Source organism: Bradyrhizobium sp. 134 (assembly GCF_023074155.1).
Lineage (GTDB): Bacteria > Pseudomonadota > Alphaproteobacteria > Rhizobiales > Xanthobacteraceae > Bradyrhizobium.
This window is the reverse complement of the sequence record NZ_JADPKX010000034.1, coordinates 82,722-107,923: the sequence shown is the minus strand read 5'-3', so window position 1 is coordinate 107,923 and position 25,202 is coordinate 82,722. Positions and strand designations below refer to the sequence as shown.

General features: G+C 64.5%; 24 protein-coding genes. 12 read left to right on the top strand and 12 right to left on the bottom strand.

From position 1 onward, the window contains the following. Positions 1-945: 945 nt before the first annotated feature. Together IVA75_RS10140 and IVA75_RS10135 are read left to right on the top strand one after the other, a co-directional pair. On the top strand, positions 946-1,251 hold the full coding sequence (locus IVA75_RS10140; RefSeq protein WP_247284898.1) for a hypothetical protein: 306 nt from the start codon (positions 946-948) through the stop codon (positions 1,249-1,251). Positions 1,252-1,276: 25 nt separating this feature from the next. Then, positions 1,277-1,723, top strand: a complete 447-nt coding sequence (locus tag IVA75_RS10135; protein ID WP_247284897.1) for a hypothetical protein — start codon at positions 1,277-1,279, stop codon at positions 1,721-1,723. Between the two features lie 224 nt (positions 1,724-1,947). Here the strand turns inward: IVA75_RS10135 and IVA75_RS10130 are convergent, their stop codons facing one another. Then, positions 1,948-3,321: a hypothetical protein gene (locus IVA75_RS10130; protein ID WP_247284896.1), complete on the bottom strand. Its 1,374-nt coding sequence runs from the start codon at positions 3,319-3,321 to the stop codon at positions 1,948-1,950. Continuing rightward, complete coding sequence (locus tag IVA75_RS10125) at positions 3,314-4,927, bottom strand: hypothetical protein (RefSeq protein WP_247284895.1); 1,614 nt, start codon at positions 4,925-4,927, stop codon at positions 3,314-3,316. Before IVA75_RS10125 ends, IVA75_RS10130 begins: the two co-directional genes overlap by 8 nt. Positions 4,928-5,158: 231 nt before the next feature. On the opposite strand from IVA75_RS10125, the gene IVA75_RS10120 reads away from it, so the two are divergent. Then, a complete protein-coding gene (locus IVA75_RS10120) occupies positions 5,159-5,746 on the top strand; it encodes a hypothetical protein (protein ID WP_247284894.1) in 588 nt (195 codons plus the stop codon). Between the two features lie 10 nt (positions 5,747-5,756). Here the strand turns inward: IVA75_RS10120 and IVA75_RS10115 are convergent, their stop codons facing one another. Then, a complete protein-coding gene (locus tag IVA75_RS10115; RefSeq protein ID WP_247284893.1) occupies positions 5,757-6,083 on the bottom strand; it encodes a hypothetical protein in 327 nt (108 codons plus the stop codon). 5 nt (positions 6,084-6,088) lie between these two features. Between IVA75_RS10115 and IVA75_RS10110 the strand changes: the two genes are divergently transcribed. Further along, a complete protein-coding gene (locus IVA75_RS10110; RefSeq protein WP_247284892.1) occupies positions 6,089-6,334 on the top strand; it encodes a hypothetical protein in 246 nt (81 codons plus the stop codon). Positions 6,335-6,505: 171 nt separating this feature from the next. Here IVA75_RS10110 and IVA75_RS10105 read toward each other — a convergent pair whose 3' ends face one another. The 3 genes from IVA75_RS10105 to IVA75_RS10095 form a co-directional block, all read right to left on the bottom strand. Beyond that, a complete protein-coding gene (locus IVA75_RS10105; RefSeq protein WP_247284891.1) occupies positions 6,506-7,447 on the bottom strand; it encodes a hypothetical protein in 942 nt (313 codons plus the stop codon). 61 nt (positions 7,448-7,508) lie between these two features. Then, positions 7,509-9,518, bottom strand: a complete 2,010-nt coding sequence (locus IVA75_RS10100; RefSeq protein WP_247284890.1) for an AAA family ATPase — start codon at positions 9,516-9,518, stop codon at positions 7,509-7,511. 1,039 nt (positions 9,519-10,557) lie between these two features. Beyond that, the gene (locus IVA75_RS10095; RefSeq protein ID WP_247284889.1) at positions 10,558-11,160 is read right to left on the bottom strand and encodes a hypothetical protein; all 603 of its coding nucleotides are present in this window, start codon (positions 11,158-11,160) and stop codon (positions 10,558-10,560) included. 310 nt (positions 11,161-11,470) lie between these two features. Between IVA75_RS10095 and IVA75_RS10090 the strand changes: the two genes are divergently transcribed. Beyond that, positions 11,471-11,707 (top strand): hypothetical protein, encoded by a 237-nt coding sequence (locus tag IVA75_RS10090; RefSeq protein ID WP_247284888.1) that lies wholly within the window; start codon positions 11,471-11,473, stop codon positions 11,705-11,707. A gap of 69 nt (positions 11,708-11,776) precedes the next feature. Here the strand turns inward: IVA75_RS10090 and IVA75_RS10085 are convergent, their stop codons facing one another. After that, positions 11,777-12,700 carry an ImmA/IrrE family metallo-endopeptidase gene (locus IVA75_RS10085; protein WP_247284887.1) on the bottom strand — a complete coding sequence of 308 codons (924 nt, stop codon included), beginning with the start codon at positions 12,698-12,700 and terminating at the stop codon, positions 11,777-11,779. A gap of 2 nt (positions 12,701-12,702) precedes the next feature. Further along, positions 12,703-13,083 (bottom strand): helix-turn-helix domain-containing protein, encoded by a 381-nt coding sequence (locus IVA75_RS10080; protein WP_247284886.1) that lies wholly within the window; start codon positions 13,081-13,083, stop codon positions 12,703-12,705. A 164-nt stretch (positions 13,084-13,247) separates the two neighbouring features. On the opposite strand from IVA75_RS10080, the gene IVA75_RS10075 reads away from it, so the two are divergent. The 3 genes from IVA75_RS10075 to IVA75_RS10065 are packed head-to-tail and all read left to right on the top strand — an operon-like array spanning position 13,248 to position 16,080. After that, the gene (locus tag IVA75_RS10075) at positions 13,248-14,354 is read left to right on the top strand and encodes a multiubiquitin domain-containing protein (RefSeq protein WP_247284885.1); all 1,107 of its coding nucleotides are present in this window, start codon (positions 13,248-13,250) and stop codon (positions 14,352-14,354) included. Beyond that, positions 14,351-15,751, top strand: coding sequence for a ThiF family adenylyltransferase (locus tag IVA75_RS10070; protein ID WP_247284884.1), 1,401 nt, complete (start codon positions 14,351-14,353; stop codon positions 15,749-15,751). The genes IVA75_RS10075 and IVA75_RS10070 overlap by 4 nt, the downstream gene beginning before the upstream one ends. Beyond that, positions 15,751-16,080, top strand: a complete 330-nt coding sequence (locus tag IVA75_RS10065) for a DUF6527 family protein (protein WP_247284883.1) — start codon at positions 15,751-15,753, stop codon at positions 16,078-16,080. Before IVA75_RS10070 ends, IVA75_RS10065 begins: the two co-directional genes overlap by 1 nt. A gap of 9 nt (positions 16,081-16,089) precedes the next feature. On the opposite strand, the gene IVA75_RS10060 is transcribed toward IVA75_RS10065, so the two are convergent. Further along, positions 16,090-17,028: a hypothetical protein gene (locus IVA75_RS10060; RefSeq protein ID WP_247284882.1), complete on the bottom strand. Its 939-nt coding sequence runs from the start codon at positions 17,026-17,028 to the stop codon at positions 16,090-16,092. Further along, complete coding sequence (locus tag IVA75_RS10055; protein ID WP_247284881.1) at positions 17,025-17,777, bottom strand: hypothetical protein; 753 nt, start codon at positions 17,775-17,777, stop codon at positions 17,025-17,027. Before IVA75_RS10055 ends, IVA75_RS10060 begins: the two co-directional genes overlap by 4 nt. A gap of 185 nt (positions 17,778-17,962) precedes the next feature. On the opposite strand from IVA75_RS10055, the gene IVA75_RS10050 reads away from it, so the two are divergent. The 4 genes from IVA75_RS10050 to IVA75_RS10035 are packed head-to-tail and all read left to right on the top strand — an operon-like array spanning position 17,963 to position 21,809. Then, positions 17,963-18,358 carry a hypothetical protein gene (locus IVA75_RS10050; protein WP_247285448.1) on the top strand — a complete coding sequence of 132 codons (396 nt, stop codon included), beginning with the start codon at positions 17,963-17,965 and terminating at the stop codon, positions 18,356-18,358. A 30-nt stretch (positions 18,359-18,388) separates the two neighbouring features. Further along, positions 18,389-18,838 carry a zinc-ribbon domain-containing protein gene (locus IVA75_RS10045; RefSeq protein ID WP_247284880.1) on the top strand — a complete coding sequence of 150 codons (450 nt, stop codon included), beginning with the start codon at positions 18,389-18,391 and terminating at the stop codon, positions 18,836-18,838. 2 nt (positions 18,839-18,840) lie between these two features. Continuing rightward, complete coding sequence (locus tag IVA75_RS10040; protein WP_247284879.1) at positions 18,841-19,596, top strand: SOS response-associated peptidase family protein; 756 nt, start codon at positions 18,841-18,843, stop codon at positions 19,594-19,596. 56 nt (positions 19,597-19,652) lie between these two features. Continuing rightward, positions 19,653-21,809: a 3'-5' exonuclease gene (locus IVA75_RS10035; RefSeq protein ID WP_247284878.1), complete on the top strand. Its 2,157-nt coding sequence runs from the start codon at positions 19,653-19,655 to the stop codon at positions 21,807-21,809. Positions 21,810-21,857: 48 nt separating this feature from the next. On the opposite strand, the gene IVA75_RS10030 is transcribed toward IVA75_RS10035, so the two are convergent. Together IVA75_RS10030 and IVA75_RS10025 are read right to left on the bottom strand one after the other, a co-directional pair. After that, on the bottom strand, positions 21,858-23,102 hold the full coding sequence (locus IVA75_RS10030) for a Gfo/Idh/MocA family oxidoreductase (protein ID WP_247284877.1): 1,245 nt from the start codon (positions 23,100-23,102) through the stop codon (positions 21,858-21,860). A gap of 215 nt (positions 23,103-23,317) precedes the next feature. After that, positions 23,318-25,132 (bottom strand): recombinase family protein, encoded by a 1,815-nt coding sequence (locus tag IVA75_RS10025; protein ID WP_247284876.1) that lies wholly within the window; start codon positions 25,130-25,132, stop codon positions 23,318-23,320. Between the last annotated feature and the right edge of the window lie 70 nt (positions 25,133-25,202).

The window sequence follows — 25,202 nt, the reverse complement described above, 5'->3', positions numbered from 1 at the left end:
CTGGCGTAGGCGGTCCGCAGACTGCTGGCCGCCAGCCGGGGCGTCATGATCGTCGTCCGCCCACAATCTCCGGCGAATGTCCGGCGGCCGCGCGCGGCGACATGCTGGTCCGGCGCCGCCTCGACCCACCGGCGCCGGGTGCCAGCGCGGTGGGCCGCCGGACCTCGCCGGCCGCGCTTCGAGCGAAAAAATGGGTAATCCGAATTTCAAGGAATCGATTTCAAGGATTCGTCTACCGAAATTCGAATCCTTGAAATCGAGTCCTTGAAATCCAATGCTTTCGCGTTGAGCAGCGCGCGGTGCTGCAGCACTTCGGGCGTCCAGACCTCTCCCGGGCGCCATGCCGACAATTCAGCCGTGGACGAGCGCACGTCGCCGCGGTGGGCGTCCTTGCGGCGGATTGAGACGATGACGGCTCCGGCAGCGAAGCGGCGGAGGGCGGCCGCCGGCCGCCAGCGTGCCCCTGCCGGCGGCGCCGGCCAGCACGATCCGCCCCGCGCCGCCGGGTTGCGAAGTTCGCCAAAATCGAATCAAGGCCACGTTTCAAGGATTCGAATTTCCAAGGATTCAAAATTCCCAAACGACTCGATTTCAAGGATTCGACTTCAAGGATTCGGTCTCAAGGATTCAAATTCCAGGAAAATGAATCCGTGAAATCGAATCCTTGAGTTTCTGATTTGCGGGCGCATCGATCTTCGAAAACGTGCCAGGCGCGGTCCGGCCGCTCTCGCGCTGGCGCCCGGCGGCGCCAAGCGGATTTTGCGCGGCGGCGCCGACGGGCGGACGATGCACGCGGCCGCGGCATCCCGACGCGGGCGACTAGCTGCAAGCGATCTTTTGCGAAAGGGCTTGCGGACCATTATAGACCCTACTATATGGTCGCGAGCGGCGATCATTATAGACAATATAATATGGTCGCGCCGCGATTCTATAGAGGAGTTGCCGATGCCCCCGATTTCAGCCGAAGCCCTGACCTTGATCGATTCGATCGCCCGCGATCTCAACCGCCTGCGCGGCCTATTGCAGCCCCAAAAGCTCGAAGTCGGCGATCCGAAGGACCCTCGCAACAAGACGGCCGACGGCAAGCTCTCGGAGCGTGGCGTGGAGGTCTGCTATCGCATGTACGACGCCGGCCTGACCCGCTACGCCGTCGCCGACGGCATGGGTATTTCGTACGGCGCCGCGACCCATCGGTTCGGCGCCTGGCAGAAAGCCGGCGGCCAGGCCCGCTCGCGCGTCTCGATCGACTAACCATTCCTTAGGACGGAGAACGCAGATGATCGACGTTTCAAAACTGGCGACCGTGCAGCAGTGCCGGAATCTCATGGGCAACGCCAAGCGCCTGGGACGCGAAGATGTCCGTCGCGCCGCCCTTCGCCGCTGCGTCCAATTGCAGGCGCCTACCGACACCGACCCCGTGGTCGGCGGTTTCGGCGGCATGCTGGTGGCGCTCGAGGAGGTCTTCCTCCAACGATACGGCCGGGCGCTGAAGGCAAACCGCACGCGGGCGAAGGCCAAAGCGGCTGGCATCATGACGGTGCTGACCGACTGGGCGCGCGGGCGCGGCCAAGGCTCCGGCTTCGAGATGCTCGTCGAGGAAGGGCTCGGCGACTACACCGGTGAATATGTGGTCGCCGTCAACCCGGCGCGGTTCGGCGCCGATGCGGTGTTTGCGACGCGCAGCAAGCTCGCGGCGAACGGGGTCGAGCTGGGGCCTTTCTGAACCGTCTCGACCGACACCGACGGCTCAAGCGACGCGAGGCCTCGCCCGGCACGGCGGGGCCTCGTTCTGCATCGAGCGCTTGTCTCCAGACCCGGGCACCCACTTCCGGCACCAAGTGCATTCCTGGTCCTGTCCATGCGTCCGCATACCCCATGGCGTCAGATTTCTTCCTTGACCGTGATTTGGTTAAATCGCTGAACAGCCTTGTCTTTTGTGTCAAAATCTCAATCTTCGAGGACGATTGAATTGTGGCGAAATTGTGTGTTTTCGGTATCCTGTGACCGTTCTGGTGCGCCTTCGTACCCTTCCGACCGCTGCTTTCCGTCTTCGTGCACCCCCATTTCCTTGACCGTGACCCCCCGAATTTGGACTTTTCGTTTTATGCCGACATGCTTTTTCTTCTGCCGGCGAGCGACCTGGTAGGGGAGAACCCCGGCGTATTTGAGCGTCGCCGACAGCACCGCGCGGCCGAACGGGTACTTCTCCTCGGCCGCGATCCGCGCGTGGAAGTCCGGGAACGGCTCGCCGAGGGGGCGCGCCAAGTAGAGCGCCGGCGCCTTGTCCCGCCAGTCGGCTTCGACCCGTTCCCGCTCGCGGCGTTCGTCCTCGCTTTCCAGCGAGCGACGGTGGACGAGCTCATGGCGTCGGACGGTGCCCATGGAGCAGTTCAAAATGCGGCGCAGGTCGGAGCGGTTGATCTTGTGTTCGTCCAGGAGCCAGACCAGGTGGGGCATGTCCGCCTTCACGATGTTCCTGCGTTCGTCGACCTGCGCTTCCTTGCCTTTCGGCCAGTCGAAATCGAGTAGCCTTGCGCAGACCTTGTCGTTCCGGATGCCGGGTGTCAGCCGCCTGGCGAGCTTGGGCGGCGAGAACAGCCTGCCGGTCTCCAGCGCCTTGGCCCGGCCGTGGCCGCCGACCGACTTGCCAGAGGCTCCGCCGAGATCGTGGTTGCGATCGAGCACGTCCAGCATCCGTGCCCGGTCGCCGGCGGCGGCGTAGATCTCGGCCCGGGCCTGCCACTTGTCCAGGGGGCCGCGGCGCCCGTGGCGGAGCGCGACGCAGGCCGCCAGGTCGGGCTTGCGCCTCTTCCTCTCCTTCTCCAGTTGCAGGTCGTGGAATTCGATCAGCCGCTCGACGATCTTGCCGCCGAAATGGCCGCAGCGCTCCGACAGTTGGTCGAACGCCAGGTAGATCCTGCTGTAGACGAGCGGAGCGCCGTTCTCGTCGACGAGAAGGTGTTCGCCACCGATGCCGAGGTCGCGGCGTTCCTTCAGGTAGGCCTCGATGACCTCGACCGCGGCCGCCAGCAGCACGACCGGGTAGCGGCGATCGCGGACGTTGTTCAAAGCCTCGAGCCGGTTGGCTTCGTAGTCGGCGAGCAGGAAGGTCGCCGCCGTAAATGGCTTGACGCGCGCGCAGGCGGCCAACGCGGCGAAGACCGCGTAAAGCAGCGCCCGGTAGCGCTTCCTTTTCCCGGTCTTCCAGGTCTCGAAGTCGACGAGGGCCAGCACGTCGCCGAAGCCGACGAACGGGGTGACGAGGGTCTGCGCCGCGCGCTGCGGGACGGAGCGCATCTTGGTTTTGGCCTTCCTAGGCATCGACGAGCGTCCGTTCGGCCGCGCGCACTTCCGTGCGCGGGCGCGGCGGCGCCGGCGCGCGCGGAATCTTCGCCATGTCCCGCGACGGATCGGCGAAGTCGGCGAAGGTCATCTTCTCCGGCTCCGGACGCGGGCGCACCAGGCCTGCGTATTCCGATTCCAGATACAGATAGTAGTCTTCTGTGGTCTTGGGGTCGGTGCCGACGATCTTGGCGATGCGACGCAGTTCGAAGCCGGCGAACCAATGCATGGTGACGGCGAGATGCTTCATCTTCCGCACGCTGTTCTTGATCCCCAGCGCCTTGCACGCCCGCTTGAAGAGTTTGGACAGGTCGTCGACAGCGCCGCCCCGTCCGTTGTGGATGACGCGGTCGACGGACCATCCCCGCCGCGCCGCCTCGCGAAGATCCTTCGCGTAGAAGACTTCGAAGAAGCCGCGTGCCAGCGGCGTCAGGGCGGAGGTCGTGCGCGGCTTGTTGGCGTAGTCCGGGCCGTCGACGCCGGTGCGGTGGATGCGGCTGCGTTTGCCGGCGAGCTCGATGTGGCCGAAATAGGAGTCCTCGTTCCAGCACAGCAGCGATCCGACCGTCGTCCGCGAGCCGGTCGTGGCCAGGCTAGGCAGGAAGCGCAGCAGCGGCAGGAATTCCGCGCGGTGCGCGGAGAGTTCAGGCTCGGGCAGCTTCCTGTATTCGAGGCGGGGCTCGCCGTCGTGCTCGACCCAGTGCCGGGCGAAGCCGCCGTTCTCCCAGACGTACCCCTGCGACCAGAGCATGGCGTTGCGGCAGTCGGTCCATTTCAGTGCGTCCGAGCGCGTGGTCTTTGGCTTGAAGGAATCCATCGTCAGCGAGATTTGCGGGTCGAACGTGTCCAGCACCCAGTCGAGGGCCTGCCGCACCAGGCTGACGTAGGCGGCGACATTGGTGTCCAGCGCGCCTTTGACCTGACCGTGCTTGTCCCTGGTCGCGCCCGCCTTCAGGCATTTCCTGACGAGGAACTGCTTGATCTCGGTCGGCAGGCGCTTGGGCTTCCGCTCGAGCATCCGCCCCTTGAAGAACTCGGCGATCAGCACGCGGGCGCGGGCCTTCATGGTATCGAACGGACCCTGCGGATCGCGGATGTTGCGCAGCTTGTTCAGCTTGCGGCTGCGTCGGTCCGCCTGCGGGTCGCCCGTGCTCGGATCGCGGGTGTCCAGATAGCGCGCGATGACCGTGGAATACATCACGGTCGCCGGCGCGTTCGTGATGCGCAGCTCGAACAGCTTGTCTTCCGCGAAGCGCGCCAGCACCGACAGCGCGGGCGGATGTTTCTGCGCCTGTTCCAGCGTCATGTCGCCTGCGGGGATACCCGTGGACTCCCCGTCCTTGTCCTCGGTGTGGCGGATGACGATCGTCGCGCTGCGGTCCTTGGCCGCGGCACGGATCGAAATATAGGGCCTGGCGCCACCAATTCCGTATTTCTCTCCGAGCTCGTCCAGCCGACCGAGCGCCGGCTCGCCGTCCGTCCGCAGGAAGAACGCGTTCAGCCGCCGCTGGAATTGGGCGTCGTTCCTGTACTGGCGGGCGGGGGGGCGGTGATTGCTCCGCTCCTTTCGATGGCGTCTCGTCATATCGTCTTCCTCATCGGCTCCGTCTCGGCTCGCGTCGTTCGATTAACCGACGTAAAACGTCGGTAAAAAGATACAGTCCCGTGTGATGCGCGTGTTCTCGAGTTTCAGAATTGCCGAGTCAACGCGTATCTAATGCAAGGTTAACGCTCTCCTCCACCCATTGTGTGCTTTGACTTCAGTGACGTTTTACATCATAGATACAAACATGCGAAATAAGGTGGAGCGCTCGACGTGGTGACCTCCCTGGGGCTGGCGGACGTGGTGGCGAAGGCGCTCGGCGTGCCGGGACCGACCGTCGTCCAGCATCTGCGCAATCTGCAGAAGGACGGACGGATCTCCTTCAAGGGCTACGGACGCGGAGCGGCCCGGATGGGACCACACGACGCGGCGAGCCTGCTTCTGGCCGCGGTCGGCTCCGATCTCGTCAAGGACTCGCTGGCGACGCTCGACTCCTTCGGCTCGCTGCGGCCGATCCGCAGCGGAGACTCGTCTTCCGGAGTGACTTTCCTCGACCACCTGACCTCTCTCCTGACGACGATCGCCGCCGACGGCGGCGCCAGCGGGCCCGCCGATCCCCCGATCGCCTTCAGGCTCGTCTCGGCCGCGGGCGGAGTCGTCAAGACGCCGCTTCCGCGCTTGATCTTCTCGAGGTGGGGCTTCCGCCTGAGGGGAATGCTTAGCTTCGCCCCGGCCGGCTGGAACAAGCCCATGCGCTCCGAGGAGCAGTTCGCGGCGCTGCTGCGCAGCTCGGGATCCGGTCTCGTTCGGACTTCCCTCGTCACAATCGAAGCCCTGGAGAAGGTCGCCGGTTGTCTCTGACGATGACCGGTCATTTGCGACCCATGCGGTCGATCGCGGCGAGGTCGGCGAGATAGCCGTGGCCCTCGCCGCAGGCCTCGGCGTCGCCGTTCTTGACCCGTGCGCGCACCCTCTCGCACGTCGACAGCGCCGCGATGGCGCGACGGGTCACCAGATGGCGGCCTGAGAGAATGGAAATGGAAAGGCGTCCGTCGGCGACCGCCCGGCGCAGCATCCGCGTTGTGATAAATCCCGTCGGCCAGTGTAGGCGGGCTGCTTCGTCCAGGTTCATGAGCTCGTCCTCTCCCCAGAGTTTGGGGTCGGGCCGCTCGGCGACTCGGTCGGTTCGTTTCGCCATGTTCGATGCTACTCCTCTGTTTGCCTTCGGTTCGGCGCGGCGAAGCGAGCGGAGCCGCGGCGGCGCGCCGCGCCGGACCGCCTGCCATGGGCCGCTACGCCTCCCCGGCCTGGCGCCGGCGCCGGGCCCAGCCGGCCCCGCACGATGGCCTCGACCTCTTCGTCGGCCAGATGGCGCTTTTGCCCGAGCCGACCGGCCATCGCGAGAACGCTGGCGCTGGCTTCGCCGGCCGCCGGACCTCGCCGGCCTAGCTTCGAGCCAAGAATTTCGGCAATCAAAATTTCAAGGACTTGATTTCAAGGACTTTCGTCTGCCGAAGAATTCAAGTCCTTGAAAACGGGTCCTCGACGGGCGTGCAGACCGACAGCATCGCGAGCGCGTCTTTGTTGACAAAAAGTCTGCTATCCGCGCACGCGCCGACGTCAGGCGTCGAGCCAGACCGCCTTGGCGGGCTCGAGCGGCAACCAGCGTCCCGGCGTGTGGGCGCCGCACACCGTTTTCGCGGCGATCGACGGCGTCGGAAACGCCACCGCGACGACCAGGCGGAGGCGGTCGGTGACGCCGGGGATCGCGGTCAGGACGCCGGCGCCCAGCAACTGGTCGTGGCGCCGCTTCGTCAGCCTGTCGACGCTCTCGTTCGGCTCGCTCCTCACCTCGCTGCCCGCCGCCACGACGAACCGGTCGCCGAGGGCATAGCCGCGCGCCCAGAGCCCGAGGTATCTGAGCCCGAACTCCGCCGCGCCGAGCGGCACGGTCGACACGTCGATGGTCAGCGGACCGCCGTCGCGCTCGTCGCCGGCCGCCTCGGCCGACGGGGCCGCAACCGGCGGCGAAGGTTCACCCGCCTCGGGGGCCGCGGGGGGCGGCACGCGGAACACGGGGCAGCCGGAATCGTGGAGGAGACGCAGCGCGTCCTCGAAGATCCTGTCGTGCGTGGATCGGTCCGCCGGCGACAGCGTCGGCTCGACCGGATTGACGCCCTTGGCCAGCGCGACCGCGCCCGTCGCCACCGCGAGCGCGGTCAGCCGGTACTGGAAGTCGACCGCGACGCTCTTGTCGAACGCGCCGGCAACGCCGGTCACGACGAACGCCTCGCGCGCGAATGCTTTGGTCGGATCGGCGGCGTGGTCCGCCAGACGCCGCGACGGGCGGCTGGATTCGCCGATGTAGGCCGTCGCGCCGTCGGTGAGCACGTACGCGCCCGCGCCGGCGAGGAGGCCGGTCCCCGCGACGGCGGCCAGGTCCGAAAGCGGGAAGGCGTGGACCACCGCGCGGCAGGCGCGGTCGTAGACCACGCGGTAGCCGGTCAGACCACCGAGCGGACGGTGGATGATCGAGGACGTGGGGGTCGAAGGATTCGTCATGGTGTCTCCGTGAGGTTTGCGATGGGATGTCGTGTGGAAGGGGACCTCGACAGCAGCGGCGTCAGCCGTCGCCTCTGCGGGCGCCCGGGGAGTTGGCGTCGAAGATGGTCCGAACTTCCTCGCCCGAGAGGTGACGCCGCGCGGCCAGCACCTCCGCGATGGCGTCGAGCGCGGCGCGGTGACGGGCGACGATGTCGACGGCGCTGGCGTGCAGCCGGGCCAGGTCCGCCTCCACCGCAGCGCGCAGGGCCGGGTCCATGCGCAGCAGCGCCGTCGCGTTGGCCGGATCGGCCAGATAAGCGAGGCCGTCGCCGAGGCCCATGCTGGCCCGGAGCCCGCAGACGGCCCGCGTCGCGATGGCCAGATCGCTTTTGACGTCTCCGCCGGAGTTTGCCGAACAGTCTCCGCCGTAGACGACGACCTCCGCCGCGCGGCCACCGAGGTTGACGGTGGCGCGTCCCTCGATGACGGCGCGGGTCTCGATGCCTTCCCGGCGGCGCATCAGCGTACGGCCCCATGCGCCGGCGCTGCCGATCGCCTCGACGACGACGAGCTCGTCGATGCCGAGCGCTAGGCAGACGACGGCGTGGCCGGCTTCGTGGACCGCGATGCGCCGCAGCGTCGCCGCGTCGACGTCGGCCTTCGGCGCGAGCGCTTCGATCAGGTCGTCGCGGGCCAGCGCGCGCCGATCCGCCCGCGCGGCGCGCCGGGCCGCCTTCACGACCGCCGCGAGTTCCGCCGGCGTGCGGCCGAGGCCGAGCGTGCCCATGACGGCGAGGTCGGTGCCGGCGAGGTCGCCGTCGAGATGGTGCCGCAGGATCGAGGCGATGCCCTCGGGACCGGGCGGCCTGAAATGGATGATTCGGTCCAGCCTGCCGGGCCGGAGAAGCGCCGGGTCGAGCCGGTCGACGTGGTTGGTCGCCGCCCAAACGAATCGCATTTCCCGGTTGCCGTTCGTCGCCGAATCCAACAAAAGGAGGAACTCGGCGATAACGGGGGTCCACCACGTAAGGTGCCGTGCTTCAAGATTAACACGCGACGGTAGAGCATCAAGCTCATCCAGGAACAGCGCGGCCTTGGCCGCCTGGGCCCGCATGAACAGGTCGCGGACCCCCTTAACGACAGAGTCTAAATATCCCGCTGTAGTTGCAAAGATTTCAGACAGCGACCCTACGACGAGCGGGACGCCTAGATGCTCGGCAAGGATCTGCGCATAAAAAGTCTTGCCCAGGCCCGGGTCGCCCGCAAACACGCAGTTCGTGTGACCCGCGATATCGCTCCACTTGAGGTTGTTGGCCCGGTACGCGCGCACATCCTCGCCTAACGATAATCCGAAATGGCGAGCCTCTCCGAACTCCACCGCGTCGACGAGCTTCGGCAACCTGCGCTGCCCCGGGGCATTCCGGCGGTTCGCCGCGCGCTTCAGCCTGTCAACGATGTCGGCCGCGCTCGAGTCCGCGCGGAAGTTCACGACGATGTCGTCGAAGTCGAGCGCGCCCAGTCCGTCGACCGCGGGCGGCCGCGCCGGCGCGCCGGCGAAGCGCGCGATCGCGTCGTTCACGACGCCCTCGTTGATTGTGATGTCGATCGAGACGTCGGAGCCGGCGACGAGCGAACCGGGGAGCAGCGCCGGCGACGTCGCGATGCCGACGACGGGCCTGCCTTCCGCGAGCGCATCGGCGACGCCCTCGTTGCCGAAGTCCGCTTTGTGTCGCGTGCGGTCGCTGCCGTCGCGTCCGATGACGAGGGCCCGGCCGGCGAGGCGCTTGAAGCATCCCTCGATCTGTTTCACCCAGCCCGGCGCCGGGACCTGGACAGCGACGACGAGCGTCTCCCCGCCGTTCAGCCGGGCCATTAGGTCGTCGTCGACGGCCGCGCGCACCGCCGCCTCGGCCAGGCATCGGCCGGGAGCCGGACGCTCGAAGCGCGATTGGATTTCCTCCTCCACCTCCTCCTCCACCTCCTCTTCCTCCTCCGGAGCCGACTGGTCGAAGTCGAGGTCGGGTTCGGCGGCGAAGAGACTCTTGCGGCCGGTCCCCTTCGCTTTCTTCGATTTCGTTGCCTTGCTCATCGGCGCTCCTGACGTTGGTCCGCGGCCAAAGCCGGCGGTGGACGGGTGACGATGCGAGCGCGCGATCGGCGCGCCGGCGGTTGATCGCTGTGGGGCGTGCGGGGGTCGCCGCGCACCCCGACGCCGAGGGTCGCGGCCGCAGCGAGGCGATCAGCGCGTGCCGGCCGCCGGCCAGCGCCAGGACCAAAATTCGGCGAATCGGAACTCCAAGGATTCAAATTCCAAGGATCCAAAATTCAAAGGATTCGATTTCCAAGGATTCGATTTCCAAGGATTCGTTTTTCTAGGATTGCTTTTTCTAGGATTCGTTTTCCGGGCAGGTTTCAAGGATTCGATTTTTCTAGGATTCCTTCGTCGGGACCCGCCGGCGGTAGCCGGAGGCTCGGCCCGGGGCCGACGGCGGCGGCGACCGCGGCGCGCACCGGCGCCGGGCCGAATCCGCGCTTGCGCCCGGCTCCATGCTTCCGCGGCCGGCCCTGGCTAGGACGTCCCGTCGATGCCGAGGGCGGCGGCCGAGGTGGCGACGAAGCGGTCGAGGCCGCTGTCGTAGACCTCGCAGGCGGCCGCGCGGCATGTTTAGCGGACAGGCCGCGCCAGGGGCCCCGAAGCCGGTGCGGTAGCGCGCGCCGGCGCGTCCGCGCGTCGAGCAGGTGCAGGCCGAACGGGCCGTCGCGCGCGCACGATCTCCGCGGCTACGGCCACGACCCCGCCGTGCGGCGATGCGGCCTCCCAGACCGAAGTTTAGCGCCGTCCGGTCGTTCTCCAGTCGTAGGAGCCGCACGCGACCGGCTTCCCCCGGCGCGGGCGCTGCCAGTCGCGAGCACAAGGACTCGACCAGTTCGCGCCAGCCGAGCGGCAGGGTGCCGATGCCCCTGGCGAACGGCGATCTACGTTCGAAGAGAGAAGCATCTTGGCGTCGCGCCGATCCGTCGTGTTGTGGTCCGTCGCGTGAATTCCTCGGGTTGCGGAGATGGATCTCCGATCGCCGATTGGACCAATCGCCGCTATGCCGCCAGGGGATTCCGAGGTTTCGGCGGAGCTACGTTCCGTAGCGCAGGCCGCCCAGCCCGAGGCCCCCGCCGCGAACGATGGCGCGACCCTCGAGACCCCTGCGCAGGTCGATGGAGAGGCTGCCCTCGCAGGCCAGCGCGTAGACCACCTGGGCCGGATCGCGTCGGGTGCCGGCGAGAGCCTGCAGCGAACGCATCGGAACGGGGCCTTCGCGGTCGAGGGCGTCGAGGACATGAGCCCGGTCGTCCGCGGTCACGGTCATGCCCGCGTGGAACCACACCTCACGGGCCGCCGATAGACGCGGTTCGCGTCCGACATCGGCCGCGGTGACGGCGATAATGCCGGAGCAGCGCTGCTCAAAGCCGATGTGGAGCAGGCCTTCCGCGCGGGGATCCTCGGGCGGGCGCGCATCGACGAAGTCGATCGCGAAGCGACCGTCGTCCCTGTCGAGCACGATGGCGTCGGTCCTGATCACGTGGTCGTCAAGCACCACCATCGGATGATATTCGATGGCCCTGACGCCGGCGTCCAAGGTCGACTGGATCATGAAGTCCCGCCGGTGCAGCCGGCTGCAGGGGATTGCCCGCGATGTCTTAAAGCTGGCGAAGAGTGCGGCGGCGGCTTTCTTCATTGGTCCTCGCTTGCATGTTTGGACGCGCGAATGCCCCCTTTCGCGGAAGGCGAAGGGAGTCCGCGCGTGAGTGGCGCGGGTTGACGGCGTCGTGGCCGAGCTGGTCGTAGGCGGGATTGCGGTCGTTAGATCATAAAGAGGTGGAAAAGTCAACGGAAAAAGATATCGAACAGATATCTAATAGATATTTCCGATAGAATCAAGGTTGAGGCGAAATCCGCAGGTAGGCGGAAGATTAAGGTAAACGTCCGCGACCGACTGGGCGGCGCGTGATAGCATTGCGACGAATCGGACAGGGCAGGCGATCGAGATGGCGAAGGCGGTAAAGAAGGCTAAGAAGGCGAAGGCGCCGAGAAAAGACGGCCGCCGCGCCGCGCTGTACTACATGAAGCCCGAATACATCTCCGCAGTGGGAAGCGCCGCGGCCGCTAACGATCAAAAGGCCTGGCAATTCGTCGAACAGGCGGTGATCAAGGCGTTGAAGGACCAGGACGCCTGGCACTTCGTGGAGCGGGCGATCAAAGCACAGAAGTCGAAGAAGGCCTGATCGACTCACTTCCGGTAGACTTCGACGGTCGTCTCCGTCGATGCCGAGTTTTCCCCTCCGAAGCGCCCTTCAGGCCGACATCAGGAAGAGCGTCGTGGTCAAGGTCTTCACGGAATGCACCAGGACGAACACCTGGTGTCCCTGCGTGAAGGACTCCGCGATGCATTCGTGCCTGACGCCGTTTCGGTCGACCAGGACCATGTTGCGTTTGCCCGAGGACTTGCGTTTGCCGAGCGGAACCAGCCGTCCGATCTCATCGGCCGGCGTGTAGTACGGTGCGGTCCACATGGCGTCGCCGAAGGTCTCCGTGAAGGTCGGCGACTGCACGACCCTGCGGAGGTTGGCTCGAAACCCGTCGCCCTCGATCAGCCCCGGCATGTCGAGCACCACGACGGCGCACGCGCGGTGGTTCTTGGAGACGTACTGCCGGATGGAGGCATAGATCGAGGCGTTGAACTGCTTCGCCAATCGCACCGGCGTCCATACCTCGAACGTACGGCTTTCGGCCACGTCTCGAAACGCATCCAGTTGAAACAGCACTTCGGAGGCGAAGACGTTCGCTTCACGGTCGAACAAGTCGGCCGCTTCGGGGTCCAGCGACTTGTCGCAGTCTTCCACGACGGCGTACAGCGGACGCTGCCACGGCAGAAAACCATGGGCGGATTCGTGGAGGCGAACGAAGCGCTTCTTCACCTCGATCAGGCTCTGGTCGAGGTAGACCAGGCCGGCGCTCGCATGGAAGAGGCCCATGATCTTGGATACGGCGCGCTTGAGCAGGCCGCCGGCCATCTCGGCGCCTGCGCGAATTTTCGCCAGCAGCCCAGGCGATAGCAGGTCCTCCTTGACCTCTTCGACCTTGGCCACCGACATGATCCGTTCGACGGACGTCGGAAACACGCCGAGCGCGCCTGCTTCCCGCAGCGCGCGCTCGGCTTCCCTTCTGATGATGGCCAATTGGCCGGGCGTGAGAGTGCAGTCGTCCGGCCGTCGCATGGTCACTTCCTCTTCGATCGGATGAAGTTGAGATAGTTCAACAGTTCCTTTTCCTCGTCCGAGGACAGATTATCGATCGAGTAGGTCGCGGCCTTTCCGTGCTTCTGACCTTCCGCCTTCTGACCGGAAGGGACGATGTACCCCGCGCGCTCCATGAGCGTTTCGTACGGGACGCCGAGCGACGTCGAGAGGGCGTACAGCACGTGGACGGACGGCTTCTTGATGGTCCCCGACTCCAGCTGCGAGAGGTAGGCGTTCGACACCTCTTTGCCGGTGGCGCTTTCGACGTCCCGCAGCGTCATCTTGTGACCGAGCCGGACGCTCTTCAGATAGCGACCAAGGCTCTCCGCCGTGTTTGTGTCATCGAGTTCTTCATCTGCCATCGTTCCTCCGTTCCCGAGAGGCGGGGCCAATCCCCACCTAACACGGGATAATAAGCTATCTGCTAAGTATTTCAAGCATGCTAACCGTTTGCTTGACAAACTTAGCAAGCTCGGTCATATTAGCGTAACCATCAACACCGGCACGTCCGGAGAAAGGTACGCAAATGACCAACCAGGAAATTGTTCAGGAGCACCGCGCTGCGGGGCATGCGATCGAAGTCGCGGATAAAAATCTCGTTTTCCGCCAAGTAGTTGTCAATGATGCCACGCCGACGGGTGCGCAGATCAGTCATGCCGCTGGGTTCGCGCTCGCGCAGCAGGCGGTGGTGCTTCACTTTCTCCCGGACGGCGATCTCGAAGACATCCGGCCGAACCAGAACGTCAACCTGAACGCCGGCCGTCAGTTCATCGTCGTGGAGACCGATCGCCTCTTCTTCCTGACGATCAACGGCGAGCGCTTCGAATGGCCAAGCCGGATGATTTCGGGGGCCGTCGTCCGCAAGCTGGGCAAGGTGCCCTCGGAAGACGAGGTGCTGCTGACCCGCGTAGACGAGCCCGACCGCGTGATCGAACCGCGCGACCTCCTGGACCTCGGCAAGGGCGGCATCGAAGCGTTCGTCAGCCGCAAGCCGAGCTGGAAGCTGAACGTCCAGGGTGTCATCCTCACGCTGCACCAGCCGACCATCGTCGTGAAGCAAGCGCTGCTCGACGCCGGCTTCGACCCGACGAAGGGCTGGCAGATCTTCCTGATCGTGAAGGACGAGCCGAAGCGCGCCGTCGGTCTCGACTACACGGTCAACCTGCGAACGCCGGGGATCGAAAAGCTCCGCCTCACGCCAACTGGGGTCCACAACGGGGAGGCCGCGGCAAAGCCGCGGCGCCACTTCGACCTGCTCGAGGTCGACGAGAAGCACCTCGTTTCGCTTGGGGTCTTCTGGGAGACCGTCATCGACGGCACCAGCCGTTGGCTCCTGATCCACAACTACCAGGTCCCGCCCGGCTACACGCCGCGAATGGTGATGCTGGCGTTCTTAATCCCGCCGACCTATCCGACGGCGCAGATCGACATGTTCTACACCAGCCCGAAGCTGAACCTGACCTCGGGCCAACCGATCGACCGCACCCAGGTCGCTGCGACGATCTTCGGAACGTCCTTCAACGGTTGGTCGCGCCACCGCGGTCCCCCGGCCCCCTGGAATCCCGCGACCGACAACGTCATCACACATCTGGCGCTGGTGGAGTCGGCGATCGCCAAGGAGGTCGGCCAATGATCTCGCCGGCGCTGACGCTCTCCGGAGTCCACTACGACCGCCTCGGCAAGCATCTGTTTCCGGGCGACGGCAAAGAGGCCGCCGCGATCCTGGTCTGCACCCGCACGCCGGGCCCGAGACATCGCCTGCTGGTCAAGGACCTGATCCTGGTCCCGCACGGCGAATGCCGGACGCGACGACCCGACGAAATCGACTGGCCCGGCGTGTATATCGAGAAGGCCATCGACGTCGCCGAGCCGTTCGGATCGGCGGTCGTGCTGATCCATTCACACCCCGGCGGCCTGTTCGCCTTCTCGGCGGCCGACGACGCAAGCGACGCCGTCGTCATGCCTTGTCTCTTCGAGGCATGCGGGAACATCCACGGCAGCGCCGTCATGACCCCGGACGGCGCCATTCGCGCGAGGCTGTACGACCGCTCTCTGGCGGTCACGCCGGTGCAGCTCGTCAATGTCGTCGGACATGATCTTCTGTATTTCTGGGAGGCTCAGGCCAGCGATCCGAGGCGCGCCAGGCGGCCGATGGCCTTCACCTCCGGCATGACCGCCGAGCTCGCCAAGCTCTGCGCCACCTTCATCGGCGTGTCGGGAACGGGATCGATCACCGCTGAGCAGGGGGCGAGACTGGGGTTCGGCCGCAACCAGTACATCGAGTTCGACAAGGTCGAGGCCAAGAACCTGAACAGGATTCTCAACGCCACACTCGACGACGCGAAGACCGGGCGCCTGAAGGCGGAGATGTTCGCGGCCGCCGTCGCCACCTATCGCGGCCCCGGCGTGGCGTTCCCGATTCCGCGCGAGATCGGCACGCGCGATGCTGCCATCGCCGCCAGTCAGAGCGACGTGCTGTACTGCTGCGTCGACACGCTCGAAGCCCGCCAGTTCGCCGACCTCATCAGCAGCGCCTTCCTGATCCCGCTGTTCGACGTTGGCGTCACGATCCCGACGAGAAGGACGCGCGATGGCGGCGTCGCGATCGCGGATGTCTGCGGACGCATCGACTACGTGCAGCCCGGGCGCTCGACGCTGCAGGATCGCGGCGTCTATTCACCCGAGACGCTGCGCGCCGAATATCTCGCCAAGGCGGATCCAGACGCGCACCACGCGGAGGTCGAGGCCGGCTACATCAAGGGGCTCGCGGAGGAGGCGCCTTCGGTGATCACCTTGAACATGCGGGCGTCGGCCGCTTGCATGAACGAGTTCGTGGCGCGGGCCTACCCCTTCCGTCTCGATCCGAACGAGAAGTACGCCCGCACCATGTTCAGCCTGGCTGCGTGCGACGAGGACTTCTTCGCGGAAGCGACGTTTGCGGTCGCACCGAATCCTGCATTGGCACGCGGCGATCAGGAGCCGCTCCTCGGGCTGCCGCTCCTGGGGCGGCGACGGAAGGAGGCCGCGTGATGATACTGAGGTGGCTCCGACGCGCCTTCGATCGGTACGGGCCAAGGCGCGGTCTGGAGATCGTCGAAGGCGACAGCCTGCCGGCGCGCCTGCCTCGGCGCGATCTAGTACTCGCGCGTGAAGGCGAAGAAGACTGGTGCGTCGGAATGCGATGCCCCTGCGGTTGCGGCCAGGGCATCGAGCTTCTCCTCGTCGAGGAGGCGAAACCTCGATGGGATCTCTCGGTCGACTCGTCGGAGTTTCCGAGTCTGAAGCCGTCCGTCTGGCTTCAGACCGGCTGCAAGTCGCACTTCTGGCTCCGGCGCGGCCGCGTCGAGTGGTGCGGCTGAGCGTGCGCTTCAGTCGGCATCTGGCTCGATGCCGACGAGCGTGTATCTCTCGCGCACGATCGCCTGATTGCGCAGCACGCGTTTGACCTTGAGTCTCGCGCGTGAATTCGCGTTGACGTATTCCTTGTTGAAAAGCCCTAATTGATGCGGCGTGATGGCACGATCCACATTACCGCGGATCGTGCCCCGCTCGTCGGCGGCCCTGAACTCGAACTGGTGTGACTCCGGCAGCACGCCGGCGAGCTGTCCGCGAACGACGTCGTCGCCGTCGACGACCGTCGTCGTTCTGGCGCGCTCGACCGCTCTCGCGACCACGTCCGAGCCGAAGCTGCGGTCGGTTTCGCCGGACACCAAACGCACTGTCGCCCCGCTCTTGCGCATGAGATCGAAGAACTCGCCCGAAGCGGCCAGCACGCGCTGGTCGATCTCCTCAACCGCACTCCTGAAGTCCTCCTCGTCGTCCTCTCCGAACGCCATCAAGAGCCGGGTCGCTTCGTCGACGGCCGTCTTCAGCGAGGAGTCCACCATCTGAAGCTGCGGCTGCACTTCCTCGAGGAGAAAGCCGAACGAACCTCTGACGATGTTCGTGATGTGAAGCGTCGAGGAAGACCGCCGCGGCACCGTCCCGCGCTCGGCCAGGCCGACCGTGTCGTGAGCATGCACCATGGACACCAAGTCCTGGAACTGACCGACGGCCGAGCCGGCGAAGCCGCTTTCGATTCCTTGGGAACCAAGGACCGGTTTGCCGCCGAAGAAGAGCGCCGCAGACGCGTTCGTCTCCGGCGGCATCGCCTGCAATCTCGCCAAGGCCCCCTTCAACTCGTTCAACTGGTCTTCCAGCCCGAAGCGGGACATGACGTCCCGATCGCCGACCCGGTCGAGTAGCGCGGTGACCTCGGAAATGTTCGCCTCGATGTAGTCGCGTTCCAACTTGCGCAGGCTGGTCATGTGCCGTCTCCCGCGTCGGGATCGGACGAGGTTGGCTCGGGCCCCAGCAAGTTCAAAGCCTGATCGTCTTCGGCGATGGTGTCCAGCGGCACCTGCACCATTCCCTTCCAGACCAGATCTTCGCGTCGGTGCGAAAACAGGCTGAGGTAGTAGCGCGTGAGATCCACCAGGATCTCGTCGTCGCCGTCGAGATCGAGCGGAAGGAAGTCGACATGGAACGAGGCCTTGACCTGGGCCCTGCCCAGCACCGGCCTGTTGGCCAGCCAGAAGAGACCGAGATCGTGCAACGTCCTCGCATGCGGCGGCCGGCGGAGGAACGTCATCGTGTCGATGTCCTTCGGCTCCTTGGCCTTCTCCACGAAGCTTCCGTCGATCCACTGAAAACCCGTGCCGAAACCGATGGCCCTGAGCGCCTTCCTGTGCAGCAGCCATCCCCGAAGGATCGACTTCCTGCCCTCGCTGAAGGCGAAAAACTGAACCACATCGAGCGCCGACCCTCTGTACGGCGACATGTCGCTCGAAGATCCTGCAGGCGTATCGCCTACGAAGGGGGGCAATAAACCGTCGATGTTAAAATCAGGTATTGGCATAAATGATCCGATAGACCGGCACTCACGGGCAGCAACCGCTTCGGTCAGCGAGGACGGCGGTGGAAGAGCCTGGAAGACGATCTCGACGCAACTCTTTGAATGGACCGATTGTGTTGTAGGAGATTCCCTTCCGTCAACTTCGACCAAAGGTTTATCCATGGACATCGTGAACGGCAGAGGTGTGAGCCAAAGGCTCATTCGCAGGCGTGGAGCTAGAACTCGCCGCAAGCCTCAGTCGGCACGGGAGCACGGGCGTGATCGCTCCGGCGCTCCGCACTGCGCCGGAATCGACGTTGGTGATCCATTTGGACTCGACATGTGTTCTTGTTATGTTCTAATTGACCATGACCGACCACCCCGCCAGTTGGCGCATGCCGAGCCGGACCCAAATGGACAAGATGGCTGCTGCCGTCGGCAGAAACGTGCCTGCGAAGCCCGGATTGCCTCCTGAAGCTGATTTGCCGCTGGAATACTGGCAGGCGCTCCTGGAGGACACTCGCGCGGAGGCGCGATCAGCCCCTTCCGAAGCAACGCTGCGGCTGGACCAAATTCCTAAGCACCTGCTCAGAGTAGGCTGCCGCCGCTGCGCGAGGGTCGTCGAGATCCAAAAGGTCGACGCTGCCCGACTCTATGGCCAGGACGCGCTTTGGAAGGACGTCGGCCAACGGCTATTGGATAATACGTGCACCCAGCGGACCGGCCGTCATGAGGAGGATGGCTGCTGGCCTGCGTTCGAGTAGTCGCCGGCGTGGCGGGAACGGGATGCTACCATGGCACCGAAGCGTCACCCGACGCCCCTCAGCGGCGGCGATCGCAAGGCCCTCGCCAAGGAACTCGTCCGCGCCCGCGCAATGACGACGATCCTCGCGGCGCAGTCCGCAGAGGCTCGGATCAAGGGCGAGGCACTCATCAAGCAGGCTGACAGGCTGCTCAGCGAGTCTTGGAACGAGCTGATGTGGGCGTCAGGCGGCCCGATCGACCCCTCGCCGACGATCGATCAGGCCATCAACGGCGGGTACGCGTGGCTAGAGATCGAGTGCCCCCGCTGCAGGACCAAGCGGGACGTCGACCTGGCCGCGCTGCGCCATCCGCCAACCACCTTCGTCCACGACCTGGCGAGCCGGCTCCGTTGCAGCAAGTGCGCCAAGGCCAATCGCCGGCCGCCGGCGACGCTGCTACAGTTGGCGCAGCGCCCTCGCCAGGCCGCTCCGGAGACCTGACGATGTGCAACCTCTATTCTATCACCACCAACCAGGCCGCCATCAGCGCGCTGTTCCGCGTCGTCAACCGGTACGTCGGTAACCTGGCGCCGATGCCCGGCGTCTTTCCGGACTACAAGGCGCCGATCGTCCGGGCGGGCACCGAGGGCCGCGAGCTCGCGACCGCGCGGTGGGGCATGCCGTCGTCGTCGAAGGCGCAGATGGATGCGACGAAAAAGCGCGCTGAGAAGCTGCAAGCGAAGGGCAAGGCCGTCGATTTCAAGGAATTGCTCCGGATGGAGCCGGACGGTGGCACGACCAACATCCGCAACGTGAAGAGCAAACACTGGACGCGATGGCTGGGTCCCGAGAACCGCTGCGTGGTACCGTTCAACAGCTTCAGCGAATTCAACAAGGCTGAGGGCGGAGACATCTGGTTCGCGCTCGACGAGAACCGTCCGCTCGCCTGCTTCGCCGGCATCTGGACGAACTGGACGTCGGTCCGGAAAGTCAAGGAAGGTGAGACCACCAACGATCTCTACGCGTTCCTCACGACGGAGCCGAACGCCGAAGTCGGCGCCATACATCCCAAGGCGATGCCGGTGATCCTGACGACGCCCGAAGAGGTCGAGACTTGGATGACAGCGCCGGCGGAGGAAGCCCTGAAGCTGCAGCGGCCTCTTCCGGACGGGACGCTCCGGATCGTCGCTCGCGGCGTGAAGGAAGACACGGCGCCGAGGGACGGGCTCTGGTCATCCGTAGTCTGTCGAGGCGCTTGACTCTAAGGGCAGCCCTCGAACAAAAACAGAACAACGATTCTGCCCCGAAGGTCCGCTTGGCCAAATTGCCGCAACTGCCCGTCTACTATTATCTCGACCACTTCGCCGAAATGCTGGGGTTCCTGCAGCGGACGTACGCCCCCGTACTTGGTCCGGATCATCACGCCTTCATGGCGCGGTTCGAGGGCCTTTCGAGAGATGCGCGATGCCTCCTGGTCCGCATGATCAACAGGCGCGGTGCCATCTTTAACCGATCCCTGTTCAACTACCCAGAGATCGATGACGTCGAGCGGGCGGCCGCCGATCTGACCGCGGCCGGTCATGCCCGCGCGCTCGGCGAGGCGGACTATGCGGCCTTCGTCTCGTCCCTGCCGAAGGACGTCCTCGTCACCGGAGCGCAGGCGGCCGGGCGAGGAGACGTCCGCAAATCCTGGTCGAAGCCGAAGTTCGTCGGCTATTATCTACACACCATCCCCTTTTCGGTCGCAGCGCAGCACTGTGGCGCCCGCAATTTCATCGCGCTCGACGGGACGCGGCCGGTCGAGTTCCTGCTCTATCTGTATTTCGGCAAGACCGAGGTAAATCTGAAAAACTTCGCGCTGCGCGACTTGGGCATACTCCGCACCAACCGCGAGACTTCGTTCAGCGCGCGCTTCACCGATGCGGAAGAGGCGCTCGCCTCGTTCCATTACAGCCGGGTTCTGGACAGCCTGGACGACGGAACGGAGACCGCGCACAGGCGGGCCGCCATCGACGTGCTCGCCGGGCCTGCCTGCACGACGCAGTTCGCCGCCGATCTCCGCAGCCGAGCTGCGCATCGGACGGGGCTTTTCTTCGAGAAGGCGGGCGAGAACGATCTCGCCCGGCAGCTCTACCGTGCCGGGCCTTCCCCCGACTGCAACGAGCGCCTGGTTCGTCTGCTCTACAACACGGGCGACAAGGCCGAGGCCGAAACGCTGCTGCAGCGGATGATCGATGATCCCGGCAGCGACGGGGAGCACGTTTTCGCGACTGACTTTTACGCTCGCAAGTTCGGAGGGAGGCGCACAGGCGTCTACACCGAACTGCTGCGGTCCGGGCGCACGATCACCGTCGACGATACCCATCGCGGCAATCCAGAAGCAGGCGTCGCCGGCGTTCTGCGGCGCGAGGGCACCAAGGTTTTCTTCACCGAGAACGTGCTGTGGCACACCCTGTTCGGCCTTCTCTTCTGGGACGAGCTCTTCGAGAGCACCCGGATGCCCAGCGGGTTCGACTGGCTACCCCATTGCCTAAAGGACCGCAGCTTCCGTCGGCTCTTCGCCGTGACGATCGACGAGAAGCTGGCCGCCATCGCATCCGGAGCTTCTCTTCCGTTGATTCTCCGCACTGTCGCAGCAAAATGGGGCCGCCCGAATGGGATCTTCAGCTGGGATCATGTGCAAGTGGAGGCGCTCCGTGCGCTGCTCGAAGGATGCGATCCAACGGCCATAGCCAGCGTCGTCCGCAGCATGTGCGACGATTTCCGCGGCATGCGGGACGGTTTCCCCGACCTGATGCTGGTGCAGGACGGCAAAGCGTCCTTTATGGAGGTCAAGGCCGAGGGGGACGTGATCCGCCGCAACCAGCTGACCCGCCTCCGCCAGCTCGGCGCCGCCGGGATCATCGCCGAGATCGGTCGGGTGGATTATCGCTTCGACCCCGAGCAGGACTACGTGGTGGTCGATATCGAGACGACCGGTTCCTGGTCGAATGGCGATCGCATCACCGAGATCGGCGCGGTGAAGGTTCGCAATCACTGTGTCGTCGACGAGTGGCATTCTCTCATCAATCCTCAGCGTCCCATTCCCGCAAAGATCGTTCAGCTGACCGGCATCACGAACGAAATGGTTCGGGATGCACCTTTGTTCGCGGAGGTAGCGGACCGTTTCATGGAGTTCATGGGGGACGGCATTTTCGTCGCCCATAATGTCAGCTTCGACTACGGTTTCATGGCCTATGAATTCGAAAGGATCGCGCGGCGCTTCAGATTCCCAAAGCTCTGCACGTGCGCCGGAATGCGGCGGCGCTTTCCGGGACACAAGTCCTACGGACTTGGGAAGCTTTGCGAGATATATGGCATCTCGCTCGACAATCATCATCGAGCCTTATGCGATGCGCGGGCCTCGGCGCAGTTGTTGAACCTCATCAATCAAAAACGAAGCGAGGAGCAACACAACGCCCAAGCTGCCTAGGCGCCTTCGCCGCGAAATGTTTAGAAAGGGCGCCTACTTACGACGGTGTCAGTCGATCCGGACAGACGTGCGTTGATCGGCCGACCTGTAGATCGCTTCCATCAGCCTCATGTCGCGCAAACCTTCCTCGCCGGGCGTCTTGGGCTGCTTGTCGTCGAGCACACACTCCGCCATGTGGTCCAATTCCAAGGCGAATTGGTCTTTCGCGGAAACTTCGATCAATGTTTCGGTCTCCCGGCTGTCGATCGCGCGGCGCAACGTCAGGCGCTGCCCCTTGTAGGGATAGGCGTTATCCAGGAGGAGATTGCCGCCGTCCAAATGGACCGCCAGTCGCGATGCCCTATGGATGCCGTAGCTGGTCGAGAGATTGGCCAGGGCTCCGGAAGGGAAGCGCATGGTCCAGGCCACGCTCTCTTCCACTTCCCGAAAGCGTGGATCGCCCTCGGTCGAGTGGATGCGAGCCTCGACCTCGACGGGTTCTTCGCCGGTGACCGCGCGCGCGGCGTTGAGACAATAGATGCCTACGTCGGGCAGGGATCCGCCGCCGGCCAGCGCCTTGCGGAGCCGCCATTGTTCCGGATCACCTTGATTCTGGCCGTTGATCGATTCGATCAGCTTGATCGGTCCGAGGTCTCCGCTTTGCGCACGACGAATGACCTCCAAGTGATGGGGCTGGTAGCGGCAGCGATAGGCGATCATGAGCTTGACGCCTGCCGTGGAGCACGCCTCGATCATCGATCGTGCATCCTCCGAACTCGTCGCCATTGGCTTCTCGCACATCACGTGCTTTCCGATCGCAGCCGACCGGAGGACGTATTCCTTGTGCATCGAGTTGGGCAGAACGATGTAGACGGCCTTGACGTCTTCCATCTCACGCAATCGCTCGAAGTCTTCGTAGCCGAGCAGGGCTTCCTGGCGAATGCCGTACTGGCGTCCGAGCACGGTCAGCTTGTCGGGCGATCCCGAGACCAGGGCGGCCAGTCGGCTCTTCTTCGCTCGCCCGAAGGCGGGCAGTATCTGCTCGACGGAGAGACGGCCCAAAGCGACGACGGCGAAGCCGACGCGATCGCTTGCCGGGAGCGGCCCCCTCGCATTCTCTTCGCTCGCTTCACTGGATCTTACAATCGACGGAAAGCTTATCTCGTCTCCATTCGTCGTCCCCGTATCTACCGGGGCTGCGTGAGCCAATCCGGCCCGCGATACGTTCACGGCCAATAGCGTTGCTGCCGAAAGTCGAAGCGCGCCGCGGCGGGTGAGGGACGAATGCGAAGAGCCTATGCCAAGCTTTGTCATCGCACTCAAACCTACCAAGCCAGGACGAGTTCCTACACTCTTGGCAGCGGCTGGCGATCAAACAATCGAGAGTTGGTGATCCGAAGCTCTGCCGTCGTACGCCCCCATCAAGACGCTGGCTCCCGGGATGTCGAGCCGACGGACTTAACTCCCGCGCAGCTCTACCGTTTCTGATAACGCGAATTATCACTTGCGCCGTCGGGCAAAACAGTGGTTCATAAGGCGCTGGTCCTACCAAGACGAAGGAGCCAGCCCGATGGCAAATGACGTGGAGACGTCCTCGGAATTGTCCAAGATTGCGAAACTGAATGGTGACTTCCGAAGGAACTACGGCACGCTCGTCGGAGCGATTTTGTATCTCCGCACCGTGAGCGCCGCCCGCCGAAGCCCTTGGCTTTGGGCCGGCCTGATTTCGATCGCTTCTTCAGCGGCGCTGAGCTGGTTGGGGCGGCACGGTTGGTATTTGCCAGCGTTCTCTTGATGGCACCGAACAATGCCTCCTTTTCCGCGTAAAGCACGCCCTGATGTCGACGAAGGGAATCGGATGAGAGCCAGAGGTAACGTCCAGGCCTCAACGGGGCAGGTGCAAGCACATAATCCTCAATCGCCCGATTCGCCGCGTCCAACCGCATTACGGCAAGTAGGCCCGATGAGATCTGCCTTCGGTAGGCTTTCCATTGCGCCGCGTGGTTTTTTCCACGATGCGCCAGTCGTCTGGAGACGAGAAACGAAACTACGCGTGAGCCTCCGACGTCAACCCCTATGCCGTCCGGAACAAGATCAGCCTGGAGGCCAAGTTCCGTTCGCAGCGACTCCGCGAGTTCGGTCGCATGCCTCGATTGTTCGGCGGCCCAAATATCCCGGGTATCAATCCAGTCGCAGTCGCGCGGGGACACATATCCGATCAGCGCATAGGCCTTCCGCAGCGAACCGAAGTGCTTCACGTACGAGGAGACGTGATTGAGACCCAGCGTCGTATTGATGATGTGGGAGTTGAGTTTACCGCGCCGGCGGAGCGTGAGACGAAGGCGCAACAGCATCTCTTCTTCCGGAATCTCCACGCGGCGCTCGGCCAGCAGCTTCTGGGCGCGAGCGAAGATGCCTTGGTCGACGATAGGCTCGATCGCCGCAGCGCCCCGGACCCAAGCGTTGTCCGGATTCTTGACCAGCTTCTGCCCCAGGCGTCTTGAGTTGCGATTGTAGACGGTCTTGCCGGTGTAGTTCTCGTTCCCGAGAATGGTGGGTATCATGCCGTCGGTCCAGGGCCGACCGTTGTGATTGGCGATGCCCGCGTCGTTCAGTTGGCGACTGATGTCGCTGTAGGATTTCCGGCAGTTGACGAATTGATCGAAGATTTCCCGGATCACGGCGATCTCTTCGGCCGAGCCGTGCTGCAGCCGAACGCGATCCGATTGCAGAGCCTTGAATTGTCCCTTTAGGAGAAGGGCCTTCGGATGCTCGCTTTCGTCGACCATCAAGCGTCGGAGGCCGTAGCCGACGGGAGCGCCAACGCGGTATCCAAGGCTCGCGACGCGGCAGTGTCCGGCGTGCACCTTAACGGAGAGCTCCCGGCTCCACTCGGCGGCCATGCCGCGCTTCAAGCTTTTCGCGATCCCCGAAACAAAGGTGCCGTCGTTCTTGAAGATCTCCGCGCAGTATTCGACCCGAACGCCGTTCCGCTTGCACAGGAATTCGTAGTAGGCACTCTCGTCGACATCCTGGAACCGGCCCGAGCGACTGACGTCGCAGACGAGGATGTGGTCGAAGTCGGCTCGGCCCGATTGGACATCTTCGATCAGCTCGATGAGACCAGGACGCCCCTTGATCCGGAGGCCGCTGCGGCCCTCGTCGCGATAGGTGCGCACAATCGTGAGCGTGTTCGCCTCGGCATAGGCTGCAATGGCCGCCATCTGGTTCTGGATCGAGTAGCGCTGGAGCTCCCTCGACATTCGAACGTACTGCGCAGCACGCCGCGATCGGGTCCGCCTCGCCAAGCTTGTCCCTTTAGGAACAACGAGCCAGTTACCCATGCACCCCTCCTGACAATTCAGAGGTACCCGCGAGTGCGAATACACCTCTCGCAGTCGGGATGGCAATGCG

Excerpts from the sequence above, each read along its gene's own strand:
- IVA75_RS10140 (WP_247284898.1), top strand. The coding sequence starts at position 946 with ATGCCCCCGATTTCAGCCGAAGCCCTGACCTTGATCGATTCGATCGCC.
- IVA75_RS10135 (WP_247284897.1), top strand. The coding sequence starts at position 1,277 with ATGATCGACGTTTCAAAACTGGCGACCGTGCAGCAGTGCCGGAATCTC.
- IVA75_RS10130 (WP_247284896.1), bottom strand. The coding sequence starts at position 3,321 with ATGCCTAGGAAGGCCAAAACCAAGATGCGCTCCGTCCCGCAGCGCGCG.
- IVA75_RS10125 (WP_247284895.1), bottom strand. The coding sequence starts at position 4,927 with ATGACGAGACGCCATCGAAAGGAGCGGAGCAATCACCGCCCCCCCGCC.
- IVA75_RS10115 (WP_247284893.1), bottom strand. The coding sequence starts at position 6,083 with ATGGCGAAACGAACCGACCGAGTCGCCGAGCGGCCCGACCCCAAACTC.
- IVA75_RS10110 (WP_247284892.1), top strand. The coding sequence starts at position 6,089 with ATGCTACTCCTCTGTTTGCCTTCGGTTCGGCGCGGCGAAGCGAGCGGA.
- IVA75_RS10105 (WP_247284891.1), bottom strand. The coding sequence starts at position 7,447 with ATGACGAATCCTTCGACCCCCACGTCCTCGATCATCCACCGTCCGCTC.
- IVA75_RS10100 (WP_247284890.1), bottom strand. The coding sequence starts at position 9,518 with ATGAGCAAGGCAACGAAATCGAAGAAAGCGAAGGGGACCGGCCGCAAG.
- IVA75_RS10095 (WP_247284889.1), bottom strand. The coding sequence starts at position 11,160 with ATGAAGAAAGCCGCCGCCGCACTCTTCGCCAGCTTTAAGACATCGCGG.
- IVA75_RS10090 (WP_247284888.1), top strand. The coding sequence starts at position 11,471 with ATGGCGAAGGCGGTAAAGAAGGCTAAGAAGGCGAAGGCGCCGAGAAAA.
- IVA75_RS10085 (WP_247284887.1), bottom strand. The coding sequence starts at position 12,700 with ATGCGACGGCCGGACGACTGCACTCTCACGCCCGGCCAATTGGCCATC.
- IVA75_RS10080 (WP_247284886.1), bottom strand. The coding sequence starts at position 13,083 with ATGGCAGATGAAGAACTCGATGACACAAACACGGCGGAGAGCCTTGGT.
- IVA75_RS10075 (WP_247284885.1), top strand. The coding sequence starts at position 13,248 with ATGACCAACCAGGAAATTGTTCAGGAGCACCGCGCTGCGGGGCATGCG.
- IVA75_RS10070 (WP_247284884.1), top strand. The coding sequence starts at position 14,351 with ATGATCTCGCCGGCGCTGACGCTCTCCGGAGTCCACTACGACCGCCTC.
- IVA75_RS10065 (WP_247284883.1), top strand. The coding sequence starts at position 15,751 with ATGATACTGAGGTGGCTCCGACGCGCCTTCGATCGGTACGGGCCAAGG.
- IVA75_RS10060 (WP_247284882.1), bottom strand. The coding sequence starts at position 17,028 with ATGACCAGCCTGCGCAAGTTGGAACGCGACTACATCGAGGCGAACATT.
- IVA75_RS10055 (WP_247284881.1), bottom strand. The coding sequence starts at position 17,777 with ATGGATAAACCTTTGGTCGAAGTTGACGGAAGGGAATCTCCTACAACA.
- IVA75_RS10050 (WP_247285448.1), top strand. The coding sequence starts at position 17,963 with ATGACCGACCACCCCGCCAGTTGGCGCATGCCGAGCCGGACCCAAATG.
- IVA75_RS10045 (WP_247284880.1), top strand. The coding sequence starts at position 18,389 with ATGGCACCGAAGCGTCACCCGACGCCCCTCAGCGGCGGCGATCGCAAG.
- IVA75_RS10040 (WP_247284879.1), top strand. The coding sequence starts at position 18,841 with ATGTGCAACCTCTATTCTATCACCACCAACCAGGCCGCCATCAGCGCG.
- IVA75_RS10030 (WP_247284877.1), bottom strand. The coding sequence starts at position 23,102 with ATGACAAAGCTTGGCATAGGCTCTTCGCATTCGTCCCTCACCCGCCGC.
- IVA75_RS10025 (WP_247284876.1), bottom strand. The coding sequence starts at position 25,132 with ATGGGTAACTGGCTCGTTGTTCCTAAAGGGACAAGCTTGGCGAGGCGG.